An 18404-nucleotide genomic window follows, 5' to 3' on the forward strand; every position below is an offset into this window, starting at 1 on the left:
AATAATTACTCTGTAGGGTTAGTTATAATCATGTACATAGCCATGTCTTTATCACCAACTAACTGGCTCACACGTGCTTTATCTCCCGACATTACAGCGTCAATCTCTTCTTGTGTTAATCCATTTGATTTCATGACAGCACGAGGATCAAGCTTATATGCTTCTAATAACAGGGCATTAGTCGCAAGCTCAGTAAAAAAGGCACTCATGTTTGACATATTGTCACTCTCTGTTTTAATAATTTTATTGTTAATTTATGGGCATAATGACATAACATCAGACAATTCAACACATAAAGTACATTCAACTGATTTAACTAGCTTTTTAAACTTGTGCGTACTTTACACTCAAGTCAGTTTAACAACAAACGCTGATAGTTGTTAACTTGTATCGGCTAACAATTTTAACAAAAAACTGACTATAAAAAAATTAACAATTGCAACTTCATCTTCAATTAATCTGCTGTCTATATCAGGTCAAGATATAAACCAAAACGTTCAGTGTAGAGCACGATTATGCTATATTATCTTTTAATGTTAACAGATACTTAACCTATATCTGATTCGGTAATACCTAACTTAGCCAACATCTCATGGTTTAATGTGATCTGTTTAGCGGGAGGGATCAATAGTGTGCTAATTGGGGTCAACCTAGCCTCAGGTAAAGACGACAAAGCCATGCGCTCGATTACTGGTGATTGAAACGGCAAATTTGCGGCTTCATATATCACCACTTGATGATCAAGAGGATACCATTGCGTTAAGTGCTCAACCAAAATCTGTAACCTCGCTTTAGTGGTACTAAATTGAGTCAAAGTATGTTCACCCGCTAGGGCTATCTGCCACAGTAAAAGATGCGTAGTAGGATCGGGCACATGATGATAAATCATGAACTGAGTCGCTTCAAAACTTTGATGGCCACTATTACCAGGATCTATTCCTAAGTCAGCCCACAAACAAGCTTCCGCAGAAATACCCGGTAACATACTCGCATCATACCCCTCCAAACGTGCTTGTTTTATGGATAAATGCCCAACACAAGCAAATACTCCAGGATGACCATATAAGGCGCATACGACTAACTTACCTAGGCGTACTTCACACAAAACAGCATTAACCATTTCAGCATAAGTAGCACGGCGGTTTTTGATCTCGCCGCATTGTGCATAATAAGGCTGCAGCGAACGCACGTCACAATTAAGCGACATTAGCCATCGTTCAGAAAAACCATCGGGCACTAACGAAAACACCACATCAGCATGCTCAATATAACTCAAACTCAACGCGCCTATTTGCCCAGCTAACTGCAATCCTGTTCCAACACAAATCAGACGGCCTTTTTTTACATTGGATAATGTTGCATTTTGCGATTGTTGAATAGTCATTGTTGTTTCTTTTTTGAGCACTGCAACTTGGATAAAGTTATTAATAATAAATGCTTAGTTAGATATAGCACTTAATAGTGACATAATTTAGTTCGATCGTTTAAATTGAACGATTTAACAACATCCTACCAACATTTGCTGTAATGCGTTAAATAAATATGAAAATTTACCTTAGATTTATTTACTGAAAAAATGGAACTTAGGGCGCTAAATTGACTCAAAGCCACAACATCTTTTAATAGACCCTTGTCAGCATAGGGACAGCTTGGGTATGATGACCGACAGAATTTAGGAAGTAGCGCAGACAATGATAAACAAAAAACAAAGTCTTACCCTTGTAAGCGCAGTAGCGCTTTCATTATCTCTTAGCGGATGCAGTGTATTTGACTGGTTAATATATAAACCAGATGTGCCACAAGGCAACTACATGGAAACACAACAAGTCGAAAAACTTCGTGTCGACATGACTAAAGCACAAGCAGAATATATTTTAGGTCGCCCAGTATTACGCGACAGCTTCTCTGATGACACTTGGTACTATGTCTATCATTTCAAAAGTGGTCGAGATGCTAGCATTACTCATAAAGAGTTGATCATTCACTTTAATGGCGACACAATTTCCAGTGTTAGCGGCGATTACGATCTCAGTAAAGAATTTAATACTCCGCTGGAACAAAGCTCATTACCGTCCGTTAACGACCCAGATATGAAGCCTTTACTACCTGAAATTCGCCCAGATGCAAAACCGTTAGTTGAAGAACAACGTCCGGCATTAAAGAACCAGGCAGAAAATGATAATACACCAACATAAGCCACACAATAACATGTGATTTATGCCAAAAAAAGCAGGACCTCTCATGAGAGTCCTGCTTTTTTTTGGCGTTTTTTCATTGCCACACATCAATCGAGTTAACCTTAAACTAGCGTTAACACATGGATAATTAGCCAAAATAACTGTGCTTAACCTATTTCAAAATTAACATAGACGATTTATTTTGCAAACTTTGCCCTGCTTATTGCATCCATTAACTTGCGATAAACTCGTCATTGACCCAAAGGATAATACTCAAAGGCCTAAAGCACATTTTGATAAACGGATATTATTCTAAGTTTAGTTAACTTTAGCACCGGTTATTTTATTAATACGACCTTCATCTTTAGCTTTTTCGGCACGCTTACGGCGAACATCTTTAGGATCGGCAATTAGTGGGCGATATATTTCAACACGCTGCCCAGGAACAAGCACCTCATCATGTTTGGCCTGGCGGCTAAACACCCCAAGCTTAACGTCTTCAAGGTTAATATCTGGAAAAAATTTAACTATATCACTTTGCTTAACGGCTTCAATAAATGTGGTTCCTGGAGACACCATCACCGAAATAATTTTCTGCTGTTTTGGTAATGCATAAATAACATCTACCGAAAAATTTTCTGTTTCATTCATCACGATAAATCACCTTTGCCCTATCGGTAAACGCCATTACCATAGACGACATTAAATCTTTAAACACTTTACCAAACGCCATATCAACCAGCATGTTTGAAAATTCAAAATCTAAATCAAACTCAACTTTACAAGCATCTTCGGTTAGTTCAGTAAACTTCCATAGACCATGCATGTACTTAAAGGGACCATTTTCCAATTCAAGTGAAATAGATTTAGCTTGCACCACTTGATTACGAGTAGTAAATGTTTTACTGATCCCGGCTTTACTGACATCAACTGATGCCACCATGGTTTTACCATCAAATTCCAGTACCTTACCCCCAACACATCCAGGTAGGAAAGCATGATACGATTCAACATCATTGACTAAATCATACATTTCTAAGGCACTAAATCTAACCAGCATACTTTTGGAAATCTTAGGCATCTGACATCACTATCCTTAATACAATAGCGGGATTTTATCACGTTAAACAAAAAAGGCATCTCTGAGAGTGTTAAATCGCGTTGGAAATAACACAATCATCAAGAAACTCGGTATAATCGTTGTAATATCATAAATCTCCCCCATATCTATTATAGTTAGTAAACATAATAGAGTTTATCAAATGGGCTCACTGCGGGTTGTCCAGCACCATCCTTCAGGTCAATAACGGCAATCAGAACGGTAATAATAATGGTAAAAAAGAAATCAGCAAACGCCTCAGCGAGCATCGCACGCAATAAACGCGCGACCTTTGAATACCGCATTGAAGACAAAATCGAAGCGGGATTACAACTTATGGGCTGGGAAGTTAAGTCCATTCGCATGGGTAAAGTCAATTTATCGGATTGTTATGTCTATATTAAAGAGGGTGAAGCTTTTATGCATGGTTGTACTATTCAACCACTGAATACTGCTTCAACACATGTAATATGCGATCCAATCAGAACCAAAAAACTGCTATTGAAGCGCAGTGAAATTGACAAGCTTGCCGGCTTAATCGAACGTCAAGGCTATACGTTAATTCCTTTATCAATGTACTGGCGCAAAGGTGCCTGGGTAAAAGTCGAAATAGGCTTAGGTAAAGGTAAGAAAGATCACGATAAACGTGAAGACACCAAAGAACGCGAGTGGAAAATCGAAAAAGCCCGCGTAATGAAAAAAGACAAAGAAAACGCTTAATATTGTTAATAGGCCACTGAAACGATGAAAACTGATAAGTTGTTATTGAACATAAGCCTATAACGAACAGATAGTGAACAAACGATTATATTTTGTTAATGGATACTAGGTATTCATCTCACAAAGCGTTATAGTTAACTCAATTGGGGGCGATTCTGGATTCGACAGGATTCACGAAACCCAAGGAGCATGTCGAGGGGCGGTTGGCCTCGTAAAAAGCCGCACCGTTATAGTTGCAAACGACTCTAACTACTCTCTAGCAGCTTAGGCTAGCTAGCCATCAACCACACGTTTCGCACGTGGACAGTGGATTCTGATGGTCATATTACAGTGTGCTAGCGAGGGAACTCCGTCCGGGGGTGAACCGCGAAACAGTACCGGACTCACCAAGTAGCATCCTGTCTTTCGGAGACTGCTTGGTTAAATAAAAGAGAGACTAAACATGTAGTGCCGAGGATGTAGGCTTTCTGGACGCGGGTTCAAGTCCCGCCGCCTCCACCAATTTATAGAAGGGCTTAGCAGCAATGCTAAGCCCTTTTTCTTTGTCCATTTTTGCATGGCAACTTTATACATTAACTTCATTTTAAACTAACATCAACGTCGTGGCGCTTCGCCCACACCCGACCAAGAAGGGAAAAACTGCTTTCCCCTCTTGGATCACCCCAGCAGCTCCGACAAAGTGTTGATCCTCATAGCGATAATAAAAATCGCCTAACGGCTCAGATGGTACATCCATGTACCCCTGAGCCTGTGACATCATCCATGATGTCACTACGGCATTTTCATCACGCTATTTCGGACACTTCGGACGGAGAACCATTGAGCCTGCTGGTTTATTTGTATTAAAGTTGATACTTCTGACTTTAATAAACTAAAAATCGACATGAAGCTCATTTACTTTCTCAATTTGGATTTTAAGTTCATTATAAAAACTAGGAATATCACTTTGAGGAAATTCTGATACTAAGCTAATTAAATCATTTTCATCTATAAAATCTTTAAATGGTTCTAAATACGAACATGAATGCTTCCACAACATGGCTACCGAGTGTTTTTTGTACAGTGTAAGTTCGTGATAATCGAACCAAGATTTAGAAATTTGCAAACTCATAAAAAGAGCTGATTTTATCTGCCCCTTCGAATATTCATCATTTCTCATAAAATCTGTAATAATCTCATCAATTTCATTTTGCTTGATGCCGCTGAGTAGCTCAGCAGAAAACCTTATTTTAGCAAAAGGAATAATACAGTTTTTATAAGTTAGTGCTGATATTTTTTTATACAGAATATCTGCGGGATGGCTTTTAAGATTATGTTTCTTAATCAATATGTCAAAAATTATGATTTGAAAATTATGGGGAAGTTTTTGACTTAAAACCAATTCTCTTTCCTGTAGATAGTTGTCTATTGATATTTGAATCTGCCTAAGTTTTACTTCATCTCTAGAAATATTTAACTGATTTTCAAAAGCAATTCTTGATTGTCTAGCCTCAGATCTAGTTTCTCTCAACTCATGAAGTTGGATGTTAATTGACCAAATAAGGAGCCCTACTGTCGCAAAACCTAAAATAGGATTAATTGTACCTCCAATAAAATCACCGAACTGAGCAAAAGTCTCTTGCGTACCATATGCTCCATAAAACATACCAAAATATAAAATAAGAATACTGACTACAACTAAAACAACGGCTACTAACGATATTTTCAACCAGGTAGGGAGAACATATTTAAGTGTGTTCTTTTCAGTATTTTGCAACTTGGTTACATCATCCATTCTAATTAATCCTTAACAATACTAGATTCAAAATTTTGCATACAATGACCAAATGTTTCTTTTTCTCCATTAGTATTGATCCAACCAGCTGAACTGCTCTCATGAAGCACAACCCGGCCATCAGTGAATACGTCAGCACTAACCAGTAAATAGTTAAATGAACCTGTGTATGTTTCAACACGATAACCCGTTGAACGCATTGATTGCCTAACCTCAAAATTTGTTAACCCTGAATGAGATTGATTAAATCCATCAATTAAACAATCAACAAATAGTGGGACTGAATCAGGAATAATTGTGCCAGTAGAAACAACAAAAAACTCATCAACGTCTGTTCTTGTTGGGGCTGCGCATGCGGTGAGCATAAATATAAGGAATAAGACAGAAATCTTTTTCATTTTACATATCCGTATGTTTAGATAATAACCAATATCATAGTATATAGACAAACTCCAATTACAATCACTTATTAGAAAATCATTCAATATTAATAATAGACTTTTATCTTTATTAATAGTCACATACAAAGTTAAATCGAAGAGAGTAGAGACACAGGTGCAATCGCGGCTGTGACCATCGAAAACATGGATGTTTTCGCAGAGCGCCCATGGATGGGTTTACAGCGTGTCACCGAAGTGATTGCACTTGGGGAGCACAACTGGACAAGCATGCGATCGGGCATTGCTAAACAATATACTTTTGGAACAACAATAACCGGTTCAGATGTGGCGGCGGGACTTGAACCGGTGTCCATAAAAAAATCCCCATTAATAGCGATATCAACGGAGATTTTTATTCATCTTACCAAGCCTAACAAATGGTCACTAACGCGACGGGCTTAAGTATAATTAGCTTTGTTTTTTAACAAACTTCGATTTCAGCATCATTTGGCCATTGCCATCCACTTTACAATCGATGTCGTGGTCGCCGTCGACAAAATGGTTGATCACTGCTTTAGTGCCAACTTTAAGCACGAGTGATGAACCTTTTACTTTAAGGTCTTTGATTAAGGTGACTTTGTCGCCTTCTGCTAATAAGTTGCCGTTGGCATCTTTTAAAATGATAGCGTCTGGATCAACCACTTCTTCATTTGGGTTCCACTCATTGGCGCATTCTGGACAAATTAATAATGTGCCGTCTGAATAAGCGTACGGAGACTCACATTTTGGGCATGGCGGGATTACATCACTCATATCTTTACTCTCTGTGTTCTTGGCAGTTGTCGAACACGTTAACAGCGCTAATACGCAGTTCGACAGGCTTTATCGATTGGCGTGAGATAGAAAAGTATCTATCCTGCCGAATATTGTAATGACATTATAATGCTATTATCACAAATTGACTACCCTAGGATAATAAACCAGCTGATCCACTCACCTGCTAACGAAACGATTGGGATTACCACTAACGTCACGAATAGCCTAACAATAGGCGAATTAAAGCTTAGCTTTTTACCTGTGGATTGGGACGACTTTGATTGTCAGCAAAACTCACATCATGCTTTTCGAGGTATTCGCGAATAAGCTGACGGGTGACTTCTGATGGGGTGAGATCTTGCGCAGCACACAGTTGTTCAAATGCCTGCTTTTTTAGCGGGTCCATTAATACAGTAAAACGTGCAGTTTTATTTTCCACAGTGGGCTAGCCTTTCATTACGACATGATAATCTGATTATAATCCAGTGTGTGGCTAAAGACCATATTCTGGATTTTTTATTCGCCGTACTATTAGCTAGAGCCATTAGCTTGGGGCATTCACCCGAGTTAAGAAACAACTAGGTTAAACCTAATGATGCCTTAGCCCGAGTGTGTTTATCTGTTACACAATGCTCGCTAAACGGGGTAACAACGCCTTAAAACTCGGTCTAGTTGATGCACTATGCTGCAAGCAATCTTGCACTAACTGGCGCAACATTGTCGCTTGTGGTGTGTTTGGGTTATCGATGAGGTTTAGCATATCATCGACCAAATAACCAAATGCCCTAACCTCAATCGCTTGCATTAATTGCAAATGCTGTGGGGTAAACTGTTTTAAATTTGAGGCGGCGCCAAAGTCACCAAACAATACGTTATCTTGGGTATTTATCATGATGTTGTGAGCATAAATATCGCCATGGCTAATCCCATTTTGATGTAAATGAGCCAAAATATCAGCCATTTGGCTGGCAATATAAGTTATGCGAGCCCAAGTAAATACGGTTTGCGCTTCAAAGGTGTCGCGGCTACAGGTTTGCAACGACGGCGGTAAACCTAAATTGCTATAGTTTGGCGGGATAAGTTGCATCACTAAACCCAGTTGCTCTGGTTGATTAATTTGTGCCACGACATTGATTAAATTTGGGTGTTCGCCGGCGGTTAAGCAGCAATCAAGCTCATCTGCTGGGTAACCATCGCTGGTCACCATGCCTTTAAACAACTTAATCGCAACATCAGTCTGGCAGCTAAAGCTTGCCTCATCTGAGTGTTCATCATGGTGAGTAGCTTGATAAATCAGTCCAGATGCGCCCTGCCCGAGTAACTGACCTAAAGTAAACTGGGTTAATGGCACTACAGGTACGCGAGTATTATCGCAATGTTCAACATGACTGAACGCGTTACCTGCAAAGGCTAACCAGGCTAAGTTAGGTAACTCAAATAACCAATGTGGTAAAGCGGTAAGCTGGTTAGCCGATAATCGGATCAGGGCTAATTGATGGCAGTTTGCCATGCTATTAGGTAATGCTGTTAATCGGTTACCCGCAAGCGCAAGCTTTTCGAGCCGATGACATTGACCTAAACTGTCTGGCAATTGCTCAATTTGGTTATCGGTTAAAATTAACCAACGGGTTTGTTTTGGAATGGATGCTTCCGATACGGTACGAATTTGATTGGCTTTAAAACCTATCATTTCGAGCTTTGGACACCGACCTAATACAGCTGGAAGATGTTCAAATAGGTTATTCGACACAAACAAGATTTTAAGTTGATGTAAATCGGCAAGGTTATCTGGCAACGACGACAACTGGTTATTGCTAAGATCGAGTACTTCTAGGGTATCGGCTAATTCAAACAGTTTTGTAGGAAATTGCGTAAGTTGTTCAGCGATACTGACCCGTTGATAACCCAGTAACAAACCATCATTTAATTGTTGCAGTGTCTGCATCATGTTTCTCTTTGCCGAAAATTGTCGCCATAGTAATAGACTGCACCCACGGAGACAAATTTCTGCTAAATTTTTATCAAAAAAAAACCACAGCAATAGCTGTGGTCAAAACGGAGGCTAAAAAACACAAATTGGGGTTGATAATTTTAGCGCCATTTCTAGTACATCAAGTACGGCTTAGAAATGGATTCCTACACACTAGGTTACTAACCTCCATTGACGTTAGTAACCTAAAACAACAAATAACGTTAAATCAGTTCCGCTAACATGCTGTCAGCGTATGTCACTAATTCGCCGCCATCACGCACTTTTGCCACGTAATCTGGATTGGCAATAAATGGACGGCCAATTGCCAACAAATCAAATTTGTTGTCGGTTATGGCTGCACTGCCCGTTTCGGCGGTATAGCTACCGACACCCACTAAGGTGCCAGTATAAACACTGCGCAAATAGGTCGATATATTGCCGCCTAAGTAATCAAACTGCATTGAGTCGTCAAAAATACCGCCATGTAAAAACGCTAAATGGCGTTTAGCCAACTCAGGTAATAAATAGTCAAACACATCACGGTCGCGTGGATCGGCGGCCATATTAAAATAGGCACCAGGAGAAACTCGAATAGCTGTGCGATCTGCGCCAATTGTGGCAACCACAGCATCAACAACTTCTAAAGCAAAGCGTGACATGTTTGCCGGAGTTTGGCCGTATTCGTCTTCACGGCGATTGTTGTCATGATGCAAAAACTGGTCAATTAAATAACCATTCGCGGCATGAATTTCAACGCCGTCAAAGCCTGCATCAATCGCATTTGCCGCGGCTTGAGCATAATCAACCACTAACTGCTTAATATCATCTAAGGTGGCCGCTTTTGGTGTTTGATAAACGAGTTCGCGCATTCTAGGCACTGTGCCTTCAACCGCTTGTGCAGAAGAAGAAAGTACATCACCACCATCGAAAAAATGTGGGTGTGCTACACGGCCAGTGTGCCAAAGTTGAGCAAAGATTTTACCGCCACTTTTATGCACGGCATCGGTCACTTTACGCCAACCGTCAATTTGAGCTGGAGTAAATAAGCCAGGGGTGTTTGGGTAGCCTTGGGCATCTGGACGGATAATTGTCGCTTCACTGATAATTAAACCAGCTTCAGCTCGGCGAGCATAGTAATCAACCATCTTCAGTGTTGGCACAAGGTCATCATCCGCCATACAACGCGTTAATGGTGCCATTAAAATCTTGTTTGATAATGTTAAGGTGTCATTGAGTTTGTAAGGGGTAAATAAACTGGCCGTCATGTGGTTAACTCCATTCTTGAATATGCGTTCAAGATTAATCGTATTTGAATAGACATTCAAGTATTTTTTGAATAGTCGGTAAAATTTAGTTAGACTCAAGTGTGATGAGTTATCACGCTTTGTTGTTGACCAGAAGTGACCATATATGAGACACGCTGAATTTAATAGAGAAACTGTTTTACGTGCTGCTATGAGCACCTTTTTAGTGAATGGATTCGCTAAAACCAGCATGCAAGATCTCACCAAAGCAACGGGACTACATCCGGGATCAATTTACTGTGCCTTTGATAATAAAAAAGGCTTATTTATTGCTGCAATTGAGCAATATCAACAAGATCGCAGTAAGCAATTTGAGCAGCTATTTGCCAATGATGATTCAGCGGTAGACAACTTAGGTGCATATTTAGCCCTAATCGTACAAGAATGTTTAAGCTGCGATGCGACCCAGTCGTGCTTACTAACCAAGTCACTCAGTGAAATGGGCGAGCAAGACGAGCAAATTAGACTTATGGCCTGTGAATTTTTGCAGCTGTGGCAGCAGTCGTTAGCGCAAGTATTTGATACAGCAAAAAAACAGAAGTTAATCGCACAAGACAGCGACAGTCAGTTTTTAGCGCAATATTTGGTGATGGGAATATACGGTTTAAGAACGGTGGCTCATACCGAACCTAATATGCAAGTATTACAGCCTTTGGCAGATAAGCTATTAAATGATTTATTACGCTGTGAATCAAATGATTAATCCCCATATTGCTAAATAGCAAACATCATAGCTATAACCAAAAAAGACACATTGTGGTGTCTTTTTTAGGTTTAGAATCAATAAGTGCTTAGCTCAATACACGCTGTGAATAAACACGCTCACCTAACGAGTTAAGTATTTTGCACTCACCCTCTAACACCGCAATAATTGACTTACCTCGACGAAATGATTCTGGGATCATTACGCGTCCTGTGTTGCTGACATGTAAATCGGTCATGACAGCATTATGCATTTCTAAACCAACAGGCGCTTCATAATACAAAATAGTCACAGTGGCAGTTGATGTTTGACCTTCAGCAGATTCAGATTTCATATTCGCATTCTCATTTACAGCATACTGGTTCAGGGTAGAAATGATATTGATAACCTAGCTCATCAACTCATCTATTTATCAAAAGGCAAACACTTAATCTATTGATTTTAGACAACAAAAAAACCTTTCAACTTATTATTGTATTTTATCATTAAATGATAATTATGTTTAAATTGTATTATTGATTCAAAGTAATTGATACATAAAATTAACAGGCTTGAGATGTTAGTATAAAAATTATTCACTAATGAGACGAGGTGCGAATACTGAATTTAATAATATTTATCGTATTATCAAGCCTATTTACGTGAAATTTAGATCCTGCACCTAAACAGCACAACTAATTCCTGTTAGAATCGATGACAATTTTTAGCCTTAAACATTTAAAAAACGAGATTAAGATGGGCAGAGCATATCAAAATAAAAAAGAGTCCATGGCGAAAACCGCCGGCCAAAAGACACGAATTTACTCACGCTATGGTAAAGAGATTTACATTTGCGCTAAAGGTGGCGTTGACCCAGATGGTAACCTAGCTCTTCGTAGCTTGATTGCCCGCGCAAAGAAAGATCAAGTTCCGGCACACGTTATTGAACGTGCCATTGAAAAAGCTCGTGGCGGTGGTGGTGAAGATTATGATACCGCCCGCTATGAAGGTTTTGGACCTGGCGGTTGTATGGTGATTGTTGATTGCTTAACAGACAACGGTAACCGTACTTTTACTCAGGTTCGCCAAGCATTTGTTAAAAATGATGCCAAGTTAGGTAGCCCTGGTACTGTTGGCCATATGTTCGAACATCAAGCAGTATTTGTATTTGATGGTGATGACGATGAAGCTATTTTAGAACTGCTTATGATGGCTGACGTCGACGTTGCCGATGTAGAGCTTGAAGATGGCATCATCAGCGTATTTGCGCCAGTGTCAGAGTTTAACAATGCCCGCACAGTGTTAACTGAAGCCTTTCCAGAGATTGATTTTAAGGTAGAAAATTTAGCATTTGTGCCACAAACAATGACAGAACTTACTGGCGAAGACATTGAAAGTTTTGAAAAATTCTTAGCTGCTCTTGATGATTGTGACGACGTACAAAACGTTTATCACAACGCTGAGATTAACGAAGAATAAAACTCGCTAAAACGAGAAACGCTACAAGTCTAGGAACTAGATGACTTAGCCGCGAGCCAAACGTCATCTTCCCTAGCATTAGTGTTTTGAGCAGACCAAACTAAAAAACGCAGCTTAGGCTGCGTTTTTTAATGTCGTTTAATCAACGAATGTACTTAACGTAAGTCCATTTCTTGAACTTTTTCGTAAGCAATTTCTGGTGCAGTTACATCTGGTTTTTCATGTAAATCTGCTTTCAATTGACCTTTACGATGCTTTAGTGCCGCATCGAGTTTTTTAGCAGCGCTTGTTATAGCGGGATACATGACTAAATCAGTACCTTTAGCAGCAATGCGAGTTCCTTCATAGTTAGTTCTAATTTCAACATCATATTCACCATGCTCTTTAGCAATGATGATATCTAGCGAGATAAGCGTGGGGAAATGGCTAGCTATTTTAGCGAATTTTTCATCTACGTGTTGTTTGACAGTGTCTGTAACATCAACATGGTGACCAGAAAGATTTATTTTCATAGATTGTCCTTAAAAGAATTTACTTGCCAAATTTATCGCGTGTCACAACTGCATGCTGACATAAATAATGGTGTTGCACAAATGCAGACTGACATATTTAGACATAGGGCATGTGCTTTGCGTCACAAGTACTCAAGTCTATAATGTGTTTTATATCTCCTTGCGTACTTTATCACTGTGCCATTAATAAACGTGCATGGGGTATATCAAATTGACCTAACCCCTACATTGATTAAACATCAGATTACTGATTAAGTATAGACACAATAATGTCACAAAGGTTGCAACTTTTGGCTTGTTCTCACAAGTGATTACAAACCAAACAAATAACCACTAAAAGCAGTTACTTTGTAAGCAACTATACATTTTTTATCTGTTTAGACTTTAGTAAATGAAGTCGAATTAATTTTTTATAAAGGATCCCTATGGCAACGAATCAACTGCAAATCGATATTATTTCTGACGTAATGTGCCCGTGGTGCATTGTTGGTTATCGCCGACTTGAACAAGCATTGAGTCAATTTGACGATTTAGAGGTTAAATTGCAGTGGCATCCGTTTGAGCTAAACCCCGCAATGGGGCCTGAAGGACAACACTTAGGTGAACATATTGCCGAGAAATACGGCTCAACACCGGAACAAAGTACACAAAATCGTCAACGATTAACCCAAATGGGTGCCGATTTAGGCTTTGAGTTTAACTTTTCTGACGCATCGCGAATTTATAACACGCTACAGGCCCACCAGCTACTTTATTGGGCGGCAGAGTCTGGCAAGCAAACTGAATTGAAACTGGCGTTGTTCAGCAGCTACTTTACTGATCAAAAAAACCCAGATGACATTGAAGTTCTCATTGAAGCAGCCACAAAGGTAGGCTTAGATGCTGATGAGGCACGAGCAGTGCTCACAGACAAACGCTTTGAAACTGCGGTAAAAGAGGAAGAGCAACTGTGGATCAGCCGCGGGATCCAAGCCGTCCCCGCCATTGTGTTTAATCAACAATATTTAGTCTCTGGCGCACAAGATCCCGACACGATTGCTGAATTAATTAGTAAACTGACGACAGAAGACGCTTAAACCGTTTTAATTAAACAAATAAAACCCAGCTTGCGCTGGGTTTTGTGTTTACTGGATAATCACTAAACCTAGTTCAACTTTGTCACTAATAAAGTAGGTGACTCAGAGCTTGGACCTGTTACCGTAAAGCGATAGGTACCGGCGCTTGTGGCATTAAAGTGCATGTTTGCGCCTTTTTTCGCTAAGGTTTTCAACAAACCTTCACTCACAGCGTCATCGCCTGCTATTGCACCAAAATCAATTGTCGACCAATCTGCTGTCGCGATTTTAAATTCATTATCGCCAGCAGCTAACGCAATATCGACTTGGTAAATAGATGATCCCTGATAGGCCAATGCATCTACTTCGCCCCAGCCATTCATGCCACCTCGAATGTAAACGGTATTACCGACAAACATGTCTGTTTTGTCGATGGTCAAAATAGGGGCATTACGATTACTCATATCAAAGGTAAAACTGTACATCGCATCTGTTTCAATATTGATGCTTAAATTGCCACCTTTTACAGCCAGTGCTTTGCCAATACTCAGCTGCACGGTGCCATCGGCATCTAAGCTACCATAATCGACGCTATCCCAGTCGCTAGAGGCCATTTTAAAGCCTTTGGTTCCAGCGGTAACCATGACTTCAGCACGATATATACTGCCACCTAAATAGACCATTTCATTATCGGTAGACCAGCCATTCATGTCACCGCGTAAATATACTGGGGTGTCAGCAAAAGGCTCTTGGTTATATACCGATAACACAGGGTTCTGCTTGTCTGCCGCATTTAATGAGAACACGTAGGTTGCGTCACGTGATGCTGTAAAGGTCATGTTAGCTCCTTTGGCAGCAAGCAATTCAGCCACGTTTTCATCAACAACGGCCACATCACTAGAAATTGCACCAAAATCAACTGTGTTCCAATCTGCTGATGCCAGTTTAAAATTATAACTATTTGCAGTTAAGGTAATCGCAATACGGTATTCGCCATTACCGACATAAGTGAGCTTATCAACCTCACCCCAGCCATTCATATCGCCACGCACAAATACATCTGTACTGCCAAAAGGGACGACATCTGGTGCGCCTGCTGTCGCATTGGCTGTTAAGCCCTCGCCTTGCATTTCGCCTTGTACTTTAACAAACACAGCTGTGGTGTAAGCGGGTACGGTAAATGTGCCTTCACCATCTCCTTGAGTAAAGCTAGCGTTTTGCACCTCGTTGTCTATCGACGCTTGCTGCTTTGCATGCAAGCTAAAACCGCTAGCGGTGGCAATGGTCTGAGTTTGCTCTTGAGCACTACCATTAACCATCACCACAATGGCATCAACGCTTGGATCGATATCGGTTAAGCCTGCGCCGTCGTCAATGCTCATCACAATCACGCCCTGCTTTTGGTTTTTACCGATATTATGAAAGCCCACTCGGTCGATAATGTCTTGCGCTGTGGTTAAACGGAACAATTTACTTTGCTGACGGATGGCCAAGAACTCATTGAATACCGATGATGCAAAATCGATTTCAGACATAGATGCAGCAGCATTGGGGTTAGCCGAAATCCCACTAATCACACTCCACTTAGTCTCGTTATCTTGTGCTAACGGTAAACCAACATTCCAATTATTGCTGTTTTTGGTAAAGTCGACCCAGTTAAACCAATCGCCGGCATCATAGGTGTTACGGTCCATCGATTTAGAGCGCAACATGTCGCCACCCATTTGTAAAAAGGGGATACCTTGGCTCATTAATGGAATGGTTGCGGCAATGTTTTGTACCCGAACGCGGTGTTCAAGTGATAAACCAACATCATGTTTGTATTGTAAAATATCCCATAATGTTTCGTTGTCGTGCTTGGACACATAGTTAATGCTGTCGGCAGGGTCTAACGCGTAAGCTGTTGGCTGGCTGTTCCAGCTAAAGCTACTGCCTTTAGCTGAGTTACCGTTAAAGTCTTTTAACACGTAGTTTTGTAAGTTACCTGCCATGGATAAACGTAAGGTGTCTTGATCACGTAAGTAATCATCTTTTTTGTCTGTAGCAAATAATGCCCCACCGCGCACAGCTTCACGGATACGATCGTTAAACGTTCCTACTTCAGAACCCGCCATATTCGCTTGTACAGCTTGCTCAAATAAGCGATTGTCGGCAACCTCACCAAAGTTCCAACCTTCGCCATAGAAATAGTTATCAGGATCAACCGCTTGCACAGCATCACGCGCGGCTAAAATACTGCTTTTAGGCATGTGCCCCATCACATCAAAACGGAAGCCGTCGTAACCGTACTCTTTAGCTAAAATCACCAGAGAGTCGGTGACAAACTTATCCATCATACGGTGCTCGGTAGCAGTATTATCGCAACAGGTAGAGGTTTCTATTTTACCGCTGATTTCGTTATATCTGTGGTAGTAACCCGGTACAAGCTTATCAAATACTGAGTTATCCCATAGGCCCGATGCGCTAGTATGGTTATAGACCACATCGAGTACCACACGTAAGCCAAGTTCATGCAGCGCTTGGTTCATGGCGCGCAGTTCTTTAACTCGTGCAATACCCTCTGGGCTTGAGGCATAACTGCCTTCTGGTGCAATAAAGTGATGCGGATCGTAACCCCAGTTAAAACCGTCATAACTGCGTAGCGCGCCGACTAAATCTTGTGCGTCTGCAGAACCAGGTAAGAAGTCAGCTAAAATAGATGCGATTGTCGCGGCTTTATCTTGAGTTTTACAGGCGTTAGCTGTATCGCTAATTTGGGTGCACAATTTGCCGAGTGTATCGGTGATTTCAATGCGTTTTGTGACATCTTCATCGATAGTGGCAATATCCGTTGTTGGTAGCACATGAAAATGTGTTACCCCTGTCTCAGCCAATTTACGTAAATGCTCAACTGGCGCACTCCCCGTCTCGGTAAATGCTAGGTACTTACCACGGTTCGCTGCAGAAGTGCTTTCATCCCGAGCACTGAAGTCACGCACATGGCCTTCGTATATCACGATATCTTCAGGATTTTCAACAGTCATTACCGTATGACCGTCCCACCCAGCGGGCTTGAGATCAGCATCGCTTAAATGAATAAACTGACTATAACGGCCATTAGTAGACACATTTAATGAGTAAGGGTCGGTGGTTTCTAGGGTTTCTATTTTCTTCGAAATGGGGTGATATACCTTCAGCTCATAGCGATAGTATTGGCGGTCTAAGCTCATGTCACCGCTAAAGGACCAAATACCGCTTGCTGCATTTAAGGTCATTGCGTGGGTTTTAGTGAGTTTTTTAGCGCTGTCAAAAATCTTTACATTAACGGATATTGCCGTTGGTGCCCATACGTTGGCGCTAATGTTGCTGCCGTCATAAATCACACCTAAATTAGCCTCGTCGGCGTCATTATCACCTTTGGTATACAAGTCATCGAGCACTTTAGCGACCTGCACATTTGTTGCTGCTATGGGTTTGTTATCACTATCGTAAGCCACCAGCACCAGCTGCTCTTTGGCCATGGCTTTCGCTTCATCGGCAGTAAAGCTAGCTTGGTAGGCTGGCCAACTTGCTAAATGTGGCACTAATACTTTTTGTGCATCACTGAGTTCAGTTTCGATTAACTCTAGCTGCGCCCCATTGATATTACCGTCGTTATCGACCTCAATACCCGCGGTGGATGAGTGATGTAAGACAAACTTCGCCACGCCGTCGGCAGGCTCATTCCATACAAAAGTGTTTTGATCTAACCAATGCGCACTGGCACCATCAATAGAAAACCCAACGTCTAAAATAGGATAATCATACACATCTCCTTCACCATGAATAGTGAAGTTAGCCCGATTAAACTGTGCTTCTGGCGCACTATCATCTTCATAAGCTTTAAGGTTCATGGTTAAGTCTGTGTCACCCAGCGCTTTACCCGAACCTTCGGTCCCAACATGGATAATAAAGTTGCCGCAGTCGCTGTAGCCGTCTTTTAGGTTAATTAGCCAATAAGCACCATAGTTGGGATCGATACCATCGAACGAGTGACCATTGGCCCAGTCGCTTGAGTCATATGGAGGCGCATAGGCATCGCAGGTGTCGTTATTCCAAGTGTGGAGTTTATAACCGGGATAATTTGGATTACTGCTGCTGTTGTCTTTGTCTTTGATACGGTTGTAATACAACACAGCCTGATTTGGCCCAGCCAACACAACAGGCATAGGTAGTTCAGAATTGTAGCCAACGATACAACTCTCATTTTTAGCATCTGGAAATTTAGGTGCTGGGCAGCTTAGTGGCGGCGGCGCCACACATTCAGTCCCCGCGGCATTAGGCACATTGGGTACATTACAAGTTAATAATACTTCCCCTGGAGCTGACGAATCACCACCACACCCCATCAGTGTGGCCATACTTAGCGCAAATACACTGATCGTCGACATTATTGATTTAGTCATCATGACTGAC

The 18404-nt window shown here is 41.0% G+C and carries 20 protein-coding genes and 1 other RNA gene; 7 read left to right on the forward strand and 14 right to left on the reverse strand.

The features are described from left to right. Positions 1–5 precede the first annotated feature (5 nt). Positions 6–218, reverse strand: coding sequence for a hypothetical protein (locus GW828_RS13800; RefSeq protein ID WP_124016835.1), 213 nt, complete (start codon positions 216–218; stop codon positions 6–8). Positions 219–547: 329 nt separating this feature from the next. Continuing rightward, positions 548–1384, reverse strand: a complete 837-nt coding sequence (locus tag GW828_RS13805) for an SAM-dependent methyltransferase (RefSeq protein WP_273057980.1) — start codon at positions 1382–1384, stop codon at positions 548–550. A gap of 307 nt (positions 1385–1691) precedes the next feature. On the opposite strand from GW828_RS13805, the gene GW828_RS13810 reads away from it, so the two are divergent. Next, positions 1692–2195, forward strand: a complete 504-nt coding sequence (locus tag GW828_RS13810) for an outer membrane protein assembly factor BamE (RefSeq protein WP_124016833.1) — start codon at positions 1692–1694, stop codon at positions 2193–2195. Between the two features lie 300 nt (positions 2196–2495). Here the strand turns inward: GW828_RS13810 and GW828_RS13815 are convergent, their stop codons facing one another. Both GW828_RS13815 and GW828_RS13820 read right to left on the reverse strand, forming a co-directional pair. Next, positions 2496–2828, reverse strand: coding sequence for an RnfH family protein (locus GW828_RS13815; protein WP_420542427.1), 333 nt, complete (start codon positions 2826–2828; stop codon positions 2496–2498). Continuing rightward, a complete protein-coding gene (locus GW828_RS13820; protein ID WP_124016831.1) occupies positions 2821–3258 on the reverse strand; it encodes an SRPBCC family protein in 438 nt (145 codons plus the stop codon). The genes GW828_RS13815 and GW828_RS13820 overlap by 8 nt, the downstream gene beginning before the upstream one ends. A gap of 249 nt (positions 3259–3507) precedes the next feature. On the opposite strand from GW828_RS13820, the gene smpB reads away from it, so the two are divergent. After that, positions 3508–3996 carry an SsrA-binding protein SmpB gene (gene smpB / locus GW828_RS13825; RefSeq protein WP_124016830.1) on the forward strand — a complete coding sequence of 163 codons (489 nt, stop codon included), beginning with the start codon at positions 3508–3510 and terminating at the stop codon, positions 3994–3996. 145 nt (positions 3997–4141) lie between these two features. Further along, positions 4142–4497, forward strand: a transfer-messenger RNA (tmRNA) gene (gene ssrA, locus GW828_RS13830). Positions 4498–4579: 82 nt separating this feature from the next. On the opposite strand, the gene GW828_RS13835 is transcribed toward ssrA, so the two are convergent. The 3 genes from GW828_RS13835 to GW828_RS13845 all read right to left on the reverse strand — a co-directional run bounded on the left by GW828_RS13835 (position 4580) and on the right by GW828_RS13845 (position 6168). Further along, positions 4580–4732: a hypothetical protein gene (locus tag GW828_RS13835; protein WP_273057982.1), complete on the reverse strand. Its 153-nt coding sequence runs from the start codon at positions 4730–4732 to the stop codon at positions 4580–4582. 135 nt (positions 4733–4867) lie between these two features. Continuing rightward, on the reverse strand, positions 4868–5770 hold the full coding sequence (locus tag GW828_RS13840; protein WP_273057983.1) for a hypothetical protein: 903 nt from the start codon (positions 5768–5770) through the stop codon (positions 4868–4870). Between the two features lie 5 nt (positions 5771–5775). Beyond that, on the reverse strand, positions 5776–6168 hold the full coding sequence (locus tag GW828_RS13845; RefSeq protein WP_273057984.1) for a hypothetical protein: 393 nt from the start codon (positions 6166–6168) through the stop codon (positions 5776–5778). Positions 6169–6339: 171 nt separating this feature from the next. Between GW828_RS13845 and GW828_RS13850 the strand changes: the two genes are divergently transcribed. Next, on the forward strand, positions 6340–6612 hold the full coding sequence (locus tag GW828_RS13850) for a hypothetical protein (protein ID WP_273057985.1): 273 nt from the start codon (positions 6340–6342) through the stop codon (positions 6610–6612). A 6-nt stretch (positions 6613–6618) separates the two neighbouring features. Here the strand turns inward: GW828_RS13850 and GW828_RS13855 are convergent, their stop codons facing one another. From GW828_RS13855 to GW828_RS13870, 4 genes are all read right to left on the reverse strand, one after another. Further along, positions 6619–6963: a zinc ribbon domain-containing protein YjdM gene (locus GW828_RS13855; RefSeq protein ID WP_011636566.1), complete on the reverse strand. Its 345-nt coding sequence runs from the start codon at positions 6961–6963 to the stop codon at positions 6619–6621. A gap of 250 nt (positions 6964–7213) precedes the next feature. Beyond that, on the reverse strand, positions 7214–7405 hold the full coding sequence (locus GW828_RS13860; protein ID WP_273057986.1) for a CopG family transcriptional regulator: 192 nt from the start codon (positions 7403–7405) through the stop codon (positions 7214–7216). A 183-nt stretch (positions 7406–7588) separates the two neighbouring features. Then, entirely contained in the window at positions 7589–8911 is a 1323-nt protein-coding gene (locus GW828_RS13865; protein WP_273058023.1) for a leucine-rich repeat-containing protein kinase family protein, read from the reverse strand. A gap of 248 nt (positions 8912–9159) precedes the next feature. Further along, positions 9160–10203 (reverse strand): alkene reductase, encoded by a 1044-nt coding sequence (locus tag GW828_RS13870; protein WP_182697921.1) that lies wholly within the window; start codon positions 10201–10203, stop codon positions 9160–9162. A 145-nt stretch (positions 10204–10348) separates the two neighbouring features. Here GW828_RS13870 and GW828_RS13875 point away from each other — a divergent pair, with 145 nt between their 5' ends. After that, positions 10349–10945: a TetR/AcrR family transcriptional regulator gene (locus GW828_RS13875; RefSeq protein WP_124017552.1), complete on the forward strand. Its 597-nt coding sequence runs from the start codon at positions 10349–10351 to the stop codon at positions 10943–10945. Between the two features lie 88 nt (positions 10946–11033). Here GW828_RS13875 and GW828_RS13880 read toward each other — a convergent pair whose 3' ends face one another. Then, positions 11034–11279: a TIGR02922 family protein gene (locus GW828_RS13880; RefSeq protein WP_182697920.1), complete on the reverse strand. Its 246-nt coding sequence runs from the start codon at positions 11277–11279 to the stop codon at positions 11034–11036. Between the two features lie 401 nt (positions 11280–11680). Here GW828_RS13880 and GW828_RS13885 point away from each other — a divergent pair, with 401 nt between their 5' ends. Continuing rightward, entirely contained in the window at positions 11681–12403 is a 723-nt protein-coding gene (locus GW828_RS13885; RefSeq protein ID WP_124017554.1) for a YebC/PmpR family DNA-binding transcriptional regulator, read from the forward strand. Positions 12404–12558: 155 nt separating this feature from the next. Here the strand turns inward: GW828_RS13885 and hpf are convergent, their stop codons facing one another. Further along, a complete protein-coding gene (gene hpf, locus GW828_RS13890; protein WP_011636558.1) occupies positions 12559–12915 on the reverse strand; it encodes a ribosome hibernation-promoting factor, HPF/YfiA family in 357 nt (118 codons plus the stop codon). Positions 12916–13340: 425 nt separating this feature from the next. Between hpf and GW828_RS13895 the strand changes: the two genes are divergently transcribed. Continuing rightward, positions 13341–13991 (forward strand): DsbA family oxidoreductase, encoded by a 651-nt coding sequence (locus GW828_RS13895; protein ID WP_182697919.1) that lies wholly within the window; start codon positions 13341–13343, stop codon positions 13989–13991. A gap of 68 nt (positions 13992–14059) precedes the next feature. Here GW828_RS13895 and pulA read toward each other — a convergent pair whose 3' ends face one another. After that, positions 14060–18397, reverse strand: coding sequence for a pullulanase-type alpha-1,6-glucosidase (gene pulA / locus GW828_RS13900; RefSeq protein WP_273057987.1), 4338 nt, complete (start codon positions 18395–18397; stop codon positions 14060–14062). Positions 18398–18404 lie beyond the last annotated feature (7 nt).

Source organism: Shewanella vesiculosa (genome assembly GCF_009994065.1).
GTDB lineage: Bacteria > Pseudomonadota > Gammaproteobacteria > Enterobacterales > Shewanellaceae > Shewanella > Shewanella vesiculosa.